Source organism: Haloarcula sp. JP-Z28 (assembly GCF_011440255.1).
Taxonomy (GTDB): domain Archaea; phylum Halobacteriota; class Halobacteria; order Halobacteriales; family Haloarculaceae; genus Haloarcula; species Haloarcula marismortui.
The window spans coordinates 15,372-28,564 of record NZ_JAAOHT010000060.1 but is presented as its reverse complement, the minus strand read 5'-3'; the positions used below and the strand labels follow the sequence as shown (position 1 = coordinate 28,564).

General features: G+C 59.5%; 14 protein-coding genes and 1 pseudogene. 7 read left to right on the top strand and 8 right to left on the bottom strand.

Going from position 1 to position 13,193, the window contains the following annotated elements; translation table 11 throughout:
- Positions 1 to 100: pseudogene (locus G9463_RS17985) on the top strand (IS1595 family transposase); the annotation flags it as partial.
- A gap of 88 nt (positions 101 to 188) precedes the next feature.
- Positions 189 to 860 (top strand): AIM24 family protein, encoded by a 672-nt coding sequence (locus G9463_RS17980; protein WP_004966019.1) that lies wholly within the window; start codon positions 189 to 191, stop codon positions 858 to 860.
- A gap of 11 nt (positions 861 to 871) precedes the next feature.
- On the opposite strand, the gene G9463_RS17975 is transcribed toward G9463_RS17980, so the two are convergent.
- From G9463_RS17975 to G9463_RS17965, 3 genes are all read right to left on the bottom strand, one after another.
- Positions 872 to 1,540, bottom strand: a complete 669-nt coding sequence (locus G9463_RS17975) for a class I SAM-dependent methyltransferase (RefSeq protein WP_370457946.1) — start codon at positions 1,538 to 1,540, stop codon at positions 872 to 874.
- 76 nt (positions 1,541 to 1,616) lie between these two features.
- A complete protein-coding gene (locus tag G9463_RS17970; RefSeq protein ID WP_007190581.1) occupies positions 1,617 to 3,086 on the bottom strand; it encodes an MATE family efflux transporter in 1,470 nt (489 codons plus the stop codon).
- On the bottom strand, positions 3,086 to 3,685 hold the full coding sequence (locus tag G9463_RS17965; protein ID WP_165897437.1) for a TetR/AcrR family transcriptional regulator: 600 nt from the start codon (positions 3,683 to 3,685) through the stop codon (positions 3,086 to 3,088). Before G9463_RS17965 ends, G9463_RS17970 begins: the two co-directional genes overlap by 1 nt.
- 178 nt (positions 3,686 to 3,863) lie before the next feature.
- On the opposite strand from G9463_RS17965, the gene G9463_RS17960 reads away from it, so the two are divergent.
- Positions 3,864 to 4,454 carry a TetR family transcriptional regulator C-terminal domain-containing protein gene (locus tag G9463_RS17960; protein WP_165897436.1) on the top strand — a complete coding sequence of 197 codons (591 nt, stop codon included), beginning with the start codon at positions 3,864 to 3,866 and terminating at the stop codon, positions 4,452 to 4,454.
- An 85-nt stretch (positions 4,455 to 4,539) separates the two neighbouring features.
- Here G9463_RS17960 and G9463_RS17955 read toward each other — a convergent pair whose 3' ends face one another.
- Complete coding sequence (locus G9463_RS17955) at positions 4,540 to 4,746, bottom strand: hypothetical protein (RefSeq protein ID WP_007190579.1); 207 nt, start codon at positions 4,744 to 4,746, stop codon at positions 4,540 to 4,542.
- Between the two features lie 101 nt (positions 4,747 to 4,847).
- The gene (locus tag G9463_RS17950) at positions 4,848 to 5,126 is read right to left on the bottom strand and encodes a PRC-barrel domain-containing protein (protein WP_004966013.1); all 279 of its coding nucleotides are present in this window, start codon (positions 5,124 to 5,126) and stop codon (positions 4,848 to 4,850) included.
- A 349-nt stretch (positions 5,127 to 5,475) separates the two neighbouring features.
- Here G9463_RS17950 and G9463_RS17945 point away from each other — a divergent pair, with 349 nt between their 5' ends.
- Positions 5,476 to 6,834, top strand: coding sequence for a BGTF surface domain-containing protein (locus tag G9463_RS17945; RefSeq protein ID WP_004966012.1), 1,359 nt, complete (start codon positions 5,476 to 5,478; stop codon positions 6,832 to 6,834).
- A 194-nt stretch (positions 6,835 to 7,028) separates the two neighbouring features.
- Here the strand turns inward: G9463_RS17945 and G9463_RS17940 are convergent, their stop codons facing one another.
- Complete coding sequence (locus G9463_RS17940; protein ID WP_165897435.1) at positions 7,029 to 7,640, bottom strand: helix-turn-helix domain-containing protein; 612 nt, start codon at positions 7,638 to 7,640, stop codon at positions 7,029 to 7,031.
- A 63-nt stretch (positions 7,641 to 7,703) separates the two neighbouring features.
- A complete protein-coding gene (locus tag G9463_RS17935; protein WP_165897434.1) occupies positions 7,704 to 9,005 on the bottom strand; it encodes a S8 family serine peptidase in 1,302 nt (433 codons plus the stop codon).
- A gap of 549 nt (positions 9,006 to 9,554) precedes the next feature.
- Between G9463_RS17935 and G9463_RS17930 the strand changes: the two genes are divergently transcribed.
- From G9463_RS17930 to G9463_RS17920, 3 genes are all read left to right on the top strand, one after another.
- On the top strand, positions 9,555 to 10,406 hold the full coding sequence (locus G9463_RS17930) for a type II CAAX prenyl endopeptidase Rce1 family protein (protein ID WP_004966009.1): 852 nt from the start codon (positions 9,555 to 9,557) through the stop codon (positions 10,404 to 10,406).
- A 165-nt stretch (positions 10,407 to 10,571) separates the two neighbouring features.
- The gene (locus tag G9463_RS17925) at positions 10,572 to 11,729 is read left to right on the top strand and encodes a glutathione-independent formaldehyde dehydrogenase (RefSeq protein WP_007190574.1); all 1,158 of its coding nucleotides are present in this window, start codon (positions 10,572 to 10,574) and stop codon (positions 11,727 to 11,729) included.
- 63 nt (positions 11,730 to 11,792) lie between these two features.
- Positions 11,793 to 11,954, top strand: coding sequence for a hypothetical protein (locus tag G9463_RS17920; protein WP_165897433.1), 162 nt, complete (start codon positions 11,793 to 11,795; stop codon positions 11,952 to 11,954).
- Between the two features lies 1 nt (position 11,955).
- Here G9463_RS17920 and G9463_RS17915 read toward each other — a convergent pair whose 3' ends face one another.
- Entirely contained in the window at positions 11,956 to 13,074 is a 1,119-nt protein-coding gene (locus G9463_RS17915) for a GTP-binding protein (protein ID WP_240150067.1), read from the bottom strand.
- Positions 13,075 to 13,193: the final 119 nt, after the last annotated feature.

Here is a 13,193-nt window from a genome sequence, read left to right as displayed (position 1 = left end):
CAAGCTAACACCGTATCTCAGAGCCTTTCAGCTCCGCTGCGAACTCTACAGAAAACCAGGTGACGAAGCGCTCAAACATGCTCTTGATGCTGCTCTCTGAAAATCAACAACGTGCTTCACAAGAGCGAATGTGTTTTAATCCTTCACGAGGCCTATGAGCATGGCCTATCGAGTGTCCCGATGTAACTATGGACTTACAGGAATTCGTCCGCTCCAACGCCCCCGCAGACGGTGGCGATGGGTTCCAGAAAGAGAACAACAGGCTACTTGACATCCCACTCGATGGGACTGTGATGGTCAAAGCCGGGTCGATGGTCGCGTACACCGGCGAGGTCACGTTCACTGGCAAATCCTCGGCGGAAGGCGGTATCACGGGCTTCGTCAAGGAGGCCGTGAGCGGCGAAGGGACGCCAGTCATGGAGGCCGAAGGGAGTGGCCACCTCTACGTGGCCGAGAACGGCAAGAAGGTACAGGTGCTGGCCCTTGATGACGGAGAATCGATATCGGTCAACGGCACTGACGTGCTCGCGTTCGAATCAACTATCGACTACGAAATCAACACTGTCGGCAGTCTCTCTGGCATGGCTGCCGGCGGCCTGACGAACGTCTACCTCACCGGCCCCGGCGAAGTCGCGCTGACGACACACGGCGACCCGCTGGTGATGACGCCGCCGGTGTTCACCGACCCGGACGCGACCGTTGCGTGGAGTTCGAACCTCTCGCCGTCTATCGAGATGAACAAGACCTTCGAAATCGGCCAGACCTCTGGGGAATCGATCCAGATGGAGTTTACCGGTGACGACGGCTTTGTCGTCATCCAGCCAAACGAGGAAGGGTCTGTCACGCAGAGCCAGAGCTAATCGCCGCCGAGTTACCGCGTCGAAGACACCGAGCGCCTGCGGAGCCGTCCCCGAACGAACGGACGGATTGGCGTTATGCCCAGATTGAGTCGCTCGATTTCGACGACATCGAATGACTGGTCAGCGACGAGCCGTGTCCCCGTCTGTCGGGTCAGATGGCACCCGCCGGCGAGTCGTTTCCAGAGCGGTGCGAGCGCCGACTGTAGCCGGGCGCGCCAGCCGTCGTCGATGACGTGCTCGAAGAAACGCAGTTCGCCGCCGGGTTTGAGGACGCGGGTGATTTCACTCATCGCGGATTCAATGTCCGGAATCGTACAGAACACCATCGATGCAATAACGACATCGAAAGTGTCCTCGTCGTACGGGAGGGCTTCGGCCGGTGACGACTCGATATGAATCGGCGTGGCCTGCGTGTTCGCCTGCTCCGCTGCCTGCCGCCGCATATGTGGGTCCGGCTCGATAGCGTGAAACTCCGTCGAGGCGGTCGCAACGCTCTCGAAATACGGAAACATCGCGCCGGTTCCAGCGCCGAGATCCAGCACCGTTCCATCCAGATTCGCTACCAGATACTCACGATGTGGTCGCAAGAGCGTCCGCTCGATGAGCGCCGTCGCCGGGTCATATATCGCCGCAAATAACGGTGCTGAAGGTTCCTGACTGGGGTTCGGTTCAGGGGACACGCCAGTAGTACCGATGGCTCCCCTGAAAGCATTGGGTCACCTGAAGGGTGTCACACGCGCTCGTCACTCATTGCTGTCAGTCCCCGTCTGCCGACATCTCGATGCCTGCCTCGTCAATGTCGACTTTGGTTTCGGTGAGGTCGCTGTCTCGCCACGTCCCGCGTCGATACCAGCCGTACGCGATAATCGCTCCCGCGACATTTGAGACGGCGAACGATATCCAGATTCCGGTTTCGCCGAACGGCACAGCGGCGAACCACGCAATCGGGAAGCGGATAACGCCGAGCATCAACACCGATATCGCTGCGGCGGTGAGCGTCTTTCCGGCACCACGGAAGCTCCCGGTGTAGGCCCGCATGATGCCGATGAATCCGAAGGAAAGCGCGACGTAGCGGAGGAACTGCGTCGTGATTTCGACGACTTCGGGGTCCGTCGTGAACAGGTCGGCTATCGGTGCGGCGGTGAACCAGACGAGCACGCCAGCCAGGGAGAGCACGCCGAACAGGACCGTCGCTGCAAGGCCAGCTGCCTTCGCTGCCCGGTCCGGCCTGTCGGCCCCCATGTTCTGGCCAGTCATCGTCTCAACGCCACGCGCAACTGCGATGGCCGGCAGGAAGACGACCGAGAACACGCGCGTTCCGATGCCGTAGGCGGCGACGACCGTATCTGGGAACATTGCAACGATGACCAGTAGCAGGTTCATCGACAGCGCACGGCCCGTCCCTTCGATGGAGGCAGGCAGGCCGATGCGAACGAGACGGCGGAGATACGACAGGTCTGGGGCCATATCGCGGAGGTGAATCTGGACGCCGCGGTTCCCTCGGAACATAATTGCCAGCCCGACGACCAGCGCCAGCGCCCGCGAAAAGACGGTCGCGATGGCAGCCCCTTCGATGCCGAGTTCGGGGAACGAGATGGTCCCGACGAGCGGTGCGTTCTCGACGACCGTCCAGCCGAAGATCAGGAACGGGTCGATGATGATGTTGAGGACGACCGAGCCGAACATGACGAGCATCGGCGTTATCGTGTCACCGTAGCCCCGCATCAGCGCGACGAAGACGAAGAAGCCGAACATGAACAACAGACCCAGCGAAATGACTTCCATGTAGCTGGTCGCCATGGGAAGGACGTCTTCGGACGCGCCCATCAGGCTGAGGAACGTATCGACGCCGAGATAGCCCACGATGCCGAGACCAAACGAGACGATGACGGCGAACGTTACCGTCTGGGACGCAGCGTACTCGGCTTCGCGCTCCTCGCCTGCGCCGGTAAACTGCGCGACGAGGACGCTGCCGGCGACGGATATCCCCATCCCGAGCGAGATGAGGAGGAACACCATCGGGAACGCGAAGCTGATTGCAGCCAGCGCGTCCGTGCTGTACTGGCCGAGCCAGAACGTGTCCGCGAGGTTGTACGCGGTCTGGAAGAGATTCGTGATGACAATCGGCATCGAGAGGAAAAACAGCGGCTTCCCGATGCCACCCGACGTGAGGTCGAATTCCTCGGGGCCTTTGAACAGCGAACGAACGCGACTCCCAATCCCCATCAGCGGGTCGCCTCCGCTGGTGCGTCCGCAAAGAGGTGTGTCTCAGCGTATCGCGTAATCGTCTCGTTGAATCGGTCTATCGAACGGTCTGTGGCGACGTGCCGGGTATGAGCACCTGTAATCGTCGTCACGAGGAACTCCGCTGCAACACTCGGCTCGACTGTGTCATCGAATTCACCGGTTTCGACGCCGGCTACGATGATTTCCCGCAACTGGTCAAAGAGCACGGCATCGAACTTGGCCAGTTGTGTCCGGAAGGCGTCGTTGTACGGGGCCTGTGCCTTTATTTCGAGTAGTGCTGTTCTGAACTCTTGACCGGGTATCGTTCGCCCGTCAGTGAGAACCGTGTCTAACAGCGAAGTGAGTTCTTCTCGCGGCGTATTCCCGTCGACCGCCGATATCTTTGCAGTGTATCGTTCGTACAAGAAGTCCAGAAACTGCGTAAAGAGGTTCTCTTTGCTGTCGTAATAGTAGTGAATCGACGCTTTGCTCCGGTCCGCCTCGGCAGCGATGTCTTTGACCGTGAGTGCGGCGTACCCGTGCTGGCAGAGGGCGCGGTACGTCGCCGCAAGAATTTCGGTAGCTGTATCGTCATCCATAACGGCTGTGACAAAACTTACTAACTGGTTAGTCAAAAACGCTTTGAACCCCACAAAGTTAATTATAAACGATACATAGGCCGAATCAAGCACCGAAAGACTAACTAACCAATAATCTGACTGAGCAATAGTATCTGGGTCACAACCGTTATCCAACCATGGTTGAAACCGTTACGCAATGGCTGGACCATCGGACCGCACCTTCTCGGACCAGACCGAGGAGATAATGCAGGCGACCTACCGGGCGTTGCGCGAGCATGGGTACGCTGACCTCACGATACAACGGATCGCGGACGAGTACGGCAAATCGACGGCTGCAGTGCACTACTACTACGACACGAAAGACGACCTTCTTGCGGCCTTTCTCGATTATTTGTTGGAGCGGTTCGTCGATTCGATTCACGATGTCGAGACAACGGACCCTGAAGCACGGCTGAACCTCCTGCTTGACGAACTGCTTGTCAAACCGCAGGAAAACCCCGACCTCTCGGTCGCTCTGCTAGAGATGCGGAGTCAAGCCCCGTACAAGAAGGCGTTCAGCGACCGGTTCCGACAGAACGACGAGTACGTTCGGTATATGCTCAAGGCGGTCATCAACCACGGGATCGACGAGGGCGTATTTACTGACGTCGACGCGGAGCACGTTACCCGTTCGCTGCTAACGATCATCGACGGTGCCCGGACTCGAGCCGTGATGCTAGACGACACTGAGGAACTCGAAACGGCCCGACAGACGGCAAGTGAGTACGCCGACGCGATGTTACAGTAGTAGCCCACCGGCCAGCCGCCCTGTAGCTGTCCCACAGCGTCCCGACTGTTGTTAGCTGGAACCCTCGGTCACACCGCGAATAATCTCACGACCAGAGGGCAATCAGCGTGATAACGACTGGAACACCTGTGAGTACAACAATAACGAACTTCCCGAATACCATCCACATCCCGGCAATATGGATACCGGCAATTAAGAGGTTGAACAGGAACAGTACCATATCACCTGCGCCGCTGTTCTGGAGGGGAGCAGCTAGCACTGCGAGCGAGACTATCTCAGTGTCTAGCTGCATACTCTCAAAAAACGACGACGTATCGTCACGACGGTACCGAACTCTGCTGCTGTAAACGCACAGCTACCCGTTTCGGCCCGTTTGAACAGCCGACGGGTTGCCTACGAGTCCACAGCATCGCCGCCTGCAACACTCTGTTCTGCAGGCGGCTGAATGGTCAGGTGGTCCCGCATCGATTCGATGAGGGACGCCGGCAATCGAATATCGCCGTCGGAATCCCGTTCAACGCCAAATATCTCTTGAATGTCGCTGTTGATGACAATCGTCTGGAGTTCTCCCGTAGTTGTATTGATCGTAATGTTTTGTAGTGTGCCGACTTCGCGGCCATCGGTACTCACGACCCGGACGTTGGAGAGCTGGTTTGCGAGGACCGTTCGCATACTAGTCAATCATACCGAAATTATCATAAAATTACTGCATTTCTCACAACTCTCTGCGCCCTCTCCCCTCTTACTGCAAGATCATTGCCTACGTGGATGCCACGAATACTGTCGCCACTGAACCATCGTCACAGATATTACCGTTTATATCGCAGCGAATTCGCCGCCTCACCGATCAGATCAGCATTACCGAGTTCAACGCGGTTTTAACCTATCGCTGGTGCTTTTTCAGTCCCGGTGTAACCGCTACCCGTATGCCAGCGAATGGCCCTCCACTTGCGATGCGGTACTGTTGGCAGCATCGCTCTCAAACGCACGCACAGTCGCCCGCACCACGGGAGGTGGTTCTGTGAGCGTCCGGTCGGTGGCGCTAGCCGCGGTGCTTATCGCCGCGGCAGCGACGGGTCCGGGGCTTGCTGCCGCGGAGCAGCAGGCCACGGTCTCAGAGGATAGCTTCCCGCTGCACGCTGACGAACAACAGGTGGTCACTGGGGAGACCACACTGGAACCCGGGACAGAGATGACGGTCAGAATCAAGTCAGCCAACGCGTCGAACCCGTTCCTTTCTCAAAGGCAGGTCAGAGTGCAACCCAATGGGACGTTCGTCGCCCAGTTCGATATGTCGCACATGCCAGCGAACATATCCTACGAACTGTCCGCTCATGTCGACGGCGACACGCTGTTTGAACGTACTGAGACCATCGCCCCGTGTGACGGCGACTGTACTGATACGGTACCGGAGACAGCGACCCCGAAGCAGACTGACGACGGCGAAAACACTGTCACGGTCTCCCAGGGCGACACCGCCGAAATACCGGTCTCTATGACTGACGGAGGGACCAAAACGCTCTCTGTTGGAAGCGAGGCGACCAACTACCGGATCAACGCGACCGTCAGTGACGACGACAGCGACGGCGAGGTGCTGGTCCTCTTTGACACTGCGGTCGCCGGCACTGAGGGGGCGACGCTTCGCGTGGCAGACGATGGTGACTCGCTGACCGTGACCGAGTCGGAGCCGGACCTCCCGTCGACCCTTGACCCCGCCGCGTACCCGTACCGCGTGTTCGATGGGCAGTCGACTGACGGGACACCGACTGTCGGCCGGCTTATCATCGAAGCTAATGGGACAGCAAACGAGCAGTTCGAGGTCGAAGAATCGGCCGACTTCGGGCTGGAAGAACCAGTCGTCAAAGGGCGGCAAGGAGAGACTGCTCGAATCCATGTCGTCCTTGCGACCGCTGACGCGGCCACCATCTCTATCGGGAGCCCGGAAATCAACTACGAGATCAATGCGACCGTCCGTGACGGGAACGGCGATGCCCGTGTCGCTCTCCTGTTTGACACCACGGCGGCCGGCCACGACGAACCGACCCTCGAAACCGCTGCGGATGCCGATGCCGTGGCGGTTGAATCCGGCTCGGAGGTCGCCCTCGATTCGCAACTTGACGCGGGCACCTACGACTTGTCGCTGTACCGTGGGACTGAGATGGATGGCCGGCCCGACACGGTCGGCACGTTGCTCATCACAGATGGGAACACCACATCTACAGACGCGTCTTCCGACGGCGTCGATTCAGTTACCGGCGAAACATCGGCTCCACAGCAGTCACAGGCTGGTGACTTGGGGATCAGTGCTGGTGCTCTCGCTGTCGGCGGCATCCTCGCTATCGTTGGCGTGGGGATCTGCCTTCGGTCCGTCATGAACTGATCCCAAGACAGTCGTCTCGAAACACGGTTTTTGAACCCATCTCGAAAGTTTCTAAAGTGGCATCCACTGTCAGAGGCCTGCTCTCACTGGTGTACCCACGACCGCGGCCTCGGGGCTAGATCGGTGAGCCGTGCGTTTTTGCCCGGAAACCGGTCACGGTTGAACTGTCGTTTTTTGTACTGTCTCGCGGACAGTCACTCGCCAGTCAGTAGCGCAGCGAGACCGAGAACGGTGAGGCAGAGACAAAAAAACAGCACGCCCGGCTCGACGACTTCGAAAACGAACCACGCGAGTGTGCTGGTGCCACTGACTGGCCCTGCTTGTGGACTCGCTGGAGCGAGAACGCCACCACTCCCGGCTGTGTCCGCCAGTTTCTCCGCGCCCCACTGGACGAAGAGGCTCGCAAAGCCGATCAGCCCCACGCCCGTGACAACATTCGCCATCGACTGCTGGATACGCGGTGCCAGGTCGCGGTCGCCGACTAGCACAATCGGGTCGCTGGCGGGACCGTACACGGTCATCTCGTTACCTTTCGAGGAGTACACCGTTTCGACTGGTTCGATGAGGTCCGCATCCTTGAGATTCGAAACGTGGTAGTGGACGTTCTGGACCGACGTGTCACACCGGTCCGCTATCTCGGACGGCGTTCCGGGTTCGTCGTACAGCGTGCGGAACAGCGACCGGCTGGTGTCCGATGCGAGCGCATCGAGCACGTCGTCGGTTTCGTTCTCCGCAACACCGAGTACTCGCGGTGATTCGTCTGCTGTCCCGGTCCGCTCCTGTATCGTTTCGATCGGGCTCGACATGGCGTCACTGTCGGATATATGATACGGGCTCCTCAAAGGTCTGTGGCTGGCTTAAAACGAGTTTTAACCATCAGTACGGTTCTGTGCTGCCCGGGCCGCGCGGACCGGTTCGACCGCCCCGTGACCGGTCGCGTTGTCGAGTCCCGGCCGTCCCACGTCCCTCGCAGTCTGTTCCAGCAGGTGCTCGGTTTCGTGGGGGGACAGCGACTCGTTTGCGTCCAGCAGCAGGGCCGCGGTGCCACCGACGTAGGGGACTGCGGCCGAAGACCCGACAAAGCCGTCAGGTGCGGCGGCGGCGAACTGCCTGTCCGGAGCCACGATGTCGACGCCGACCCGGTTATCGGCTGTCGGCCCACGCGAACTGAACGGTTCGAGCTGGTCGACACGGCTGTTATACGCCCCGACAGTAATCACTTTACGGGCCGTCCCCGGAGCGACGATGCTGTTTCGAGCCGCCGTGTGCTGGAGGTCGTGCGTCGGAGACACGAGCCGTAACCGTGCGCCAGTCGGCGACGCTGGCCCGCGAATCACGAGATAGTAGTCGCCTGGTTTGACGTCGGCAACGATACGCTCGTTTGGCACGTCGTCGCCGCGGTAGGGCTGTGAGCGAGCGACGAGGCGGGAGTCGGTTCCATTTGTCCAGTGCAGTTCGACTGTGTACTGCTCGTCTGCGTATGCTCGTTCCCATGAGAGCCAGACCGTGATTTCGGTCCCACCTCTGATGTAATTCTGCCTGCTCCCGTTGGTAAACGCGACTGTCCGATTCTGGACGGTATCAGTGGTGTACTGCCCTGACCAGTGGGATTGTGCGAGATTACCAGCTGGGGCGATGAACACTGACCCACGCTCTGTCGCCTGTGTTGCGCTGCGGGCGACTGGCCCGGTTCCATCGCCTGGCTGCCCGTAGAAGGAAACGGGTGCGACGATCACGTCGATATCCTCTCGGACCAGCCAGTCGACTGCCTGTTGATAACTGTCGATGCTGTCAACCCGGGCGAGATACAGGTCAGCATCCGGTGCGGTCCGTGACACGACGGCGGCCGTTGCAGTCCCGTGAGCCTCGTGGGTATTGTGCACGGAACCAACCCCGAAGCTCCGTGTTTTGACGACTTGGCCGGCAATCGTTTTCGATTCCGTGTCGAATCCGGTCGGATCGACAATGCCGACCGTGACGTTCGAACCTGTGACTCCGGCCGCGTGGAGCCGTGCGAATCGGCCAGCTGCTCCGTCTGACACCGATACTGACGCGTCATCGGCCCTGTCCGGGCGGGAATCTGTCGGACCTGCCACCGCGAGCATCGCGATGCTTCCAGTGAGTGACGCGATCGCGATGACGGCTAGCAGCAATACAGTCCGATCACGCACCCCTGACCACCTGCCGCGATAATACCGCCGGTCCGGGGGGCGCGGGTCTTGCAGTGAACACTGGTTGGGTACCGAGATGCTTGGCTAGTCGGTGAGACACATTGCAGAGCACGTCGGCTGTGAAAACCGATACACGCACATCGACATAACAACAGTATAGCCGGCGGACACGTCGTTTCATCGTTACTTTCGGTCTGTGTAGTGTGGGACCCAACTGTAGTGCCAACGCACTGTGAATTGAGCGGTCGACAACGGGGAAAGCGGGCTGTACCCGTTGTCGTGTGGACATCCGGGCTGGGATGGAGTCCGGTTCGTGGAAACCGGCGGCACACGGGGAGGGCGCTGGCAGCCGGGACCTGTTACAGGCGGTCACCGGCATTTGACTCGTTGGACGGGAGCATAGTAAAGCTACCAGAGACTAAAAACTAGTTTTAAACGTCAGGTCGCGTGGTTGGCCACAACCCACATATTGGGCACTCGTCGTCAACAGAGTTACACCGGAATGTGAGATGGAAGATAATTTTGGGTCGGCCATCGGATTCCGACTGGATGTTGCGCCCTGACATTGGCCTGCCGAGATTCAGCGGCGGGCCGCTGGTTCCCGTTGCAACGTACCTCCTGGTGATTGTGGTCCTCTCCGGACTGATGACCATCTCCCCCGGCGCATCCCCGCCACCCGTCCTGGGAATGATCTGGGGTGTCTTCCTCGTTGCACTCACGGCTGGTGCGCTCAGAATCGAGACCGTCTCACTGCGCTCGCTACTCCCGCCTGTTCGCACACTGGTTCCCGTGATTGAGGTGGTCACCGCGTTCTGGGGACTGTACAACCTTGTTGCGGTCGCCCTCGCTATGGGTGGCATCTCTGGGTTCGAAGTCTCGCTGTCGAGAACCGCTGCCAACCCGCTGTTGTATCTCGCGGCACTTTTCAGTTCGCTGCTATTCACTGCAATCCCGGAAGAACTTCTCTTCCGTACGTACCTGCAACAGAAAGTCACGAGGCTGGCCGGTGGGACAACTCGGCGGGCGGTGCTGTCTGGCATCGCTCTCGTTGCGGTCCTGTTCGCCCTCTTTCACCTGCCGCGGTGGTTTCTCGCTTCAGGGCACGGCGTTAGCTCCGCACTTGTGGCCAGACTCTTCGGATTGACGCTTATGGGGTTCGCTTACGGGAGTGTCTATGCGCTGACTGGCAACCTCTGGCTCGTCGCCCTGTTCCATGCATCAATGAATCATCCGCCGGTCATCGTATCGGTGAGCATCCCGTCCGAGCTACATCTGGTGGTCAGTGTGCTCGAATACACTGTCATGGTTTCGCTGGTCTACCTGACTGTCCGTCTGTCAGGGCACGACGGCTCACCCCTTACCGGGTCACGGCGGGAGATATCTGCCTCGACCGAGAAGTAGGATGTGTCGGGAGTTCCGGACTTGCTGCGTACGTTCTTCCCGTCTGCAGGTGCGGAGCAGCCCCAGACTGCTCTGCCAGTAGCTGTCTCTAGGTTGTTCATTATAGTTAATTAGTTATAAGTGACAGCTATTCTATGTGGTATATGGTTGTGTTAGACAATGTCAATGAACGCTGTTGTGTATAAGGGACCGAAAGAAGTGGCTGTCGAAGAAGTCGATGAACCAGAAATAGAGCACCCGAACGACGTACTTATCGACATCACGACGTCGTGCATCTGTGGGTCCGACCTCCATATGTACGAGGGGCGGACGGCAGCGGAACCCGGTATCGTGTTTGGACACGAGAACATGGGCATCGTCACCGAAGTCGGGGAAGCCGTCTCCTCGTTGGAGGAAGGCGACCGCGTCGTTGCGCCGTTCAACGTTGCCTGTGGCTTCTGTGAGAACTGCGAGGCTGGATACACCGGCTTCTGTACGAACGTCAATCCTGGCTTCGCCGGCGGAGCCTACGGGTACGTCGCCATGGGGCCATACAAGGGCGGGCAGGCCGAGAAGCTCCGTATTCCCTACGCAGACTTCAACGCGCTCAAACTCCCGGATGGGGATGAGCACGAGGACGCCTTTTCGCTGCTGGCGGACATCTTCCCGACAGGCTGGCACGGGACAGAACTCGCAAACCTCGAACCGGGCGACTCCGTCGCCATCTACGGGGCCGGTCCGGTCGGGCTGATGGCCGCTTACAGCGCGAAAATCAAGGGCGCAGCGGAGATTTACTCCGTAGACCGCGTTCCGAGCCGGCTCGAACTCGCGGAAGAACACTGCGACGCGACGCCAATCAACTTCGAGGACGGCAATCCGGTCGAGCAGATCAAAGCGCAACACGGCGGTGGCGTCGACAAGGGCGTAGACGCTGTCGGCTATCAGGCCATCGACCCGGATAAGGAAGCTGACGACGCGTACGACCCGGCGCGAGAGAACCCGGCCGTCGTCATCAACAACCTCATCCGAACGGTGAAACCGACCGGCGAACTGGGGATTCCAGGGCTTTACGTTCCAGAGGACCCGGGTGCGCCGGACGACATGGCCGCGCAGGGCCGCCTCGGTATCGACTTCGGACTGCTCTTCGAGAAGGGGCAGGCGCTCGGGACTGGCCAGTGTAACGTCAAGTCCTACAACCGGGAACTACGTGACCTGATTGTCGAGGGTCGCGCCGACCCTAGCTGGGTCGTCTCTCACCGGGTCGGGCTTGAAGAGGCTCCCGAGATGTACGAGGCCTTCGACAACAGAGAAGAAGGTGTCACCAAGGTCCTGCTGGAGCCCTGACACCAGAACACCAGCCCATTTTTCGGCGATAGCTATACATCCTGCTACCCGGTATGGACAGCTATGTGTCAGTACTGTAGCTACCGGTTCCACGACGGCTGGACGCAGCTACTGTCCTATGATGATGTCTATCAGGCCGCGATGGACGGCGACTCCGAGTCCACCTACGGGTTCCACGAGTCGTGGGACGAACTCCGCGAGGAAGTGGGCTACGGCGCAACCTGACTCACCCTTCCCGCGGGAACGGGTCACTGGCAAACGTCTCCGTTCGCTCTTTGTCCGTAGCCAGACAGCCGTCAAGTTCAGCGATGAGTGTATCTCCGTCCATTTTCTGTCCAATAAAGACGAGCCGCGTGGACGGGTCGTCGTTGCCCCACTCCCCGATGGGTCCCGCCTGAACAGATGGGCCGGCCTGACTCACGCCCAGCACCGTCTCGGGCCTGCTGGCGACCCACGCAAATCCCTTCGCGCGGACGATAGCACCGTCCCAGTCGTCGAGCCAGTCATTGAACCGAACAGGGTGAAACGGCGTGTCTCGCCGATAGATGAGCGACTCGACGCCGTGTGCCGCTGCAGCCGACATCTCGTCGTCGTGTTCGTGGTCGGCATGGTCTTCTGCCCCGGCTAACGCCTGTTTCCAGCCCTGTCGTCGCTTGGCGTCCTCAAAATTAAAGCGTCCAGTCCCGAGTACGTCGCTAGGGTCGACTTCGCTGTACGTGGTTCGATGGATGGCTGCTCGAGGTTGGAGCGCCTTAACCGCGGCTTCTACGGCGTCCAGCGCGTCCGCGGGGACCATATCACATTTGTTCAGGAGGAGTACGTCGCAGAACTCTATCTGGTCGACCAGGACCTCGGTGAGCGGGCGTTCGGGGTCGGGGGCGGCCTCCGGAAGGGGTTCCTCGGGGTCGAACGCCTTCCAGAATCCGTAGGCGTCGACAACTGAAACCGTTGTATCTAGATGCAGTCCGTCGGGCGGGTCGCCCCCGTCTGGGCCGACTGTCAGCGTTCTGGCGATGGGAATCGGTTCGCTGATACCGGAGGCTTCGACGATGAGATAGTCAAACGTCCGCTCCTCGGCAAGTCGCGTCACCTCGGTGACGAGGTCGTCCTGCAGTCGGCAACAGATACACCCGTTCGAGAGGTCCACGACGCCCTCTTCTCCCGACTCTGCCTCGTCCGCGAGAAGCTCGGCGTCAACATTTATTTCCCCCATATCGTTGACGACGACGGCGATTCGCCTGCCTCCGGGCTCGCTTAACAACCTGTTTACCAGTGTTGTCTTCCCCGCGCCGAGTGGCCCGCTGATGACCGTCATTGGAACCGAGTCCGAGCTATCTGTAGCCATGCTATCACAACACACGTGTCAACACGTATTAAAGCCGTGTCCGGGTGCCAACTGGAAACGCAAGCCAGCACTTTGACTGTCACACCCGCTGAGCGAATGGCTTTATTTCGCCCCGACCA

What these genes read in the sequence shown, in the direction of transcription:
- G9463_RS17915 (WP_240150067.1), bottom strand. Translation starts at nt 13,074, where the DNA reads ATGGCTACAGATAGCTCGGACTCGGTTCCAATGACGGTCATCAGCGGG.
- G9463_RS17960 (WP_165897436.1), top strand. Translation starts at nt 3,864, where the DNA reads ATGGCTGGACCATCGGACCGCACCTTCTCGGACCAGACCGAGGAGATA.
- G9463_RS17965 (WP_165897437.1), bottom strand. Translation starts at nt 3,685, where the DNA reads ATGGATGACGATACAGCTACCGAAATTCTTGCGGCGACGTACCGCGCC.
- G9463_RS17940 (WP_165897435.1), bottom strand. Translation starts at nt 7,640, where the DNA reads ATGTCGAGCCCGATCGAAACGATACAGGAGCGGACCGGGACAGCAGAC.
- G9463_RS17980 (WP_004966019.1), top strand. Translation starts at nt 189, where the DNA reads ATGGACTTACAGGAATTCGTCCGCTCCAACGCCCCCGCAGACGGTGGC.
- G9463_RS17970 (WP_007190581.1), bottom strand. Translation starts at nt 3,086, where the DNA reads ATGGGGATTGGGAGTCGCGTTCGTTCGCTGTTCAAAGGCCCCGAGGAA.
- G9463_RS17920 (WP_165897433.1), top strand. Translation starts at nt 11,793, where the DNA reads ATGTGTCAGTACTGTAGCTACCGGTTCCACGACGGCTGGACGCAGCTA.
- G9463_RS17930 (WP_004966009.1), top strand. Translation starts at nt 9,555, where the DNA reads ATGTTGCGCCCTGACATTGGCCTGCCGAGATTCAGCGGCGGGCCGCTG.
- G9463_RS17950 (WP_004966013.1), bottom strand. Translation starts at nt 5,126, where the DNA reads ATGCGAACGGTCCTCGCAAACCAGCTCTCCAACGTCCGGGTCGTGAGT.
- G9463_RS17925 (WP_007190574.1), top strand. Translation starts at nt 10,572, where the DNA reads ATGAACGCTGTTGTGTATAAGGGACCGAAAGAAGTGGCTGTCGAAGAA.
- G9463_RS17955 (WP_007190579.1), bottom strand. Translation starts at nt 4,746, where the DNA reads ATGCAGCTAGACACTGAGATAGTCTCGCTCGCAGTGCTAGCTGCTCCC.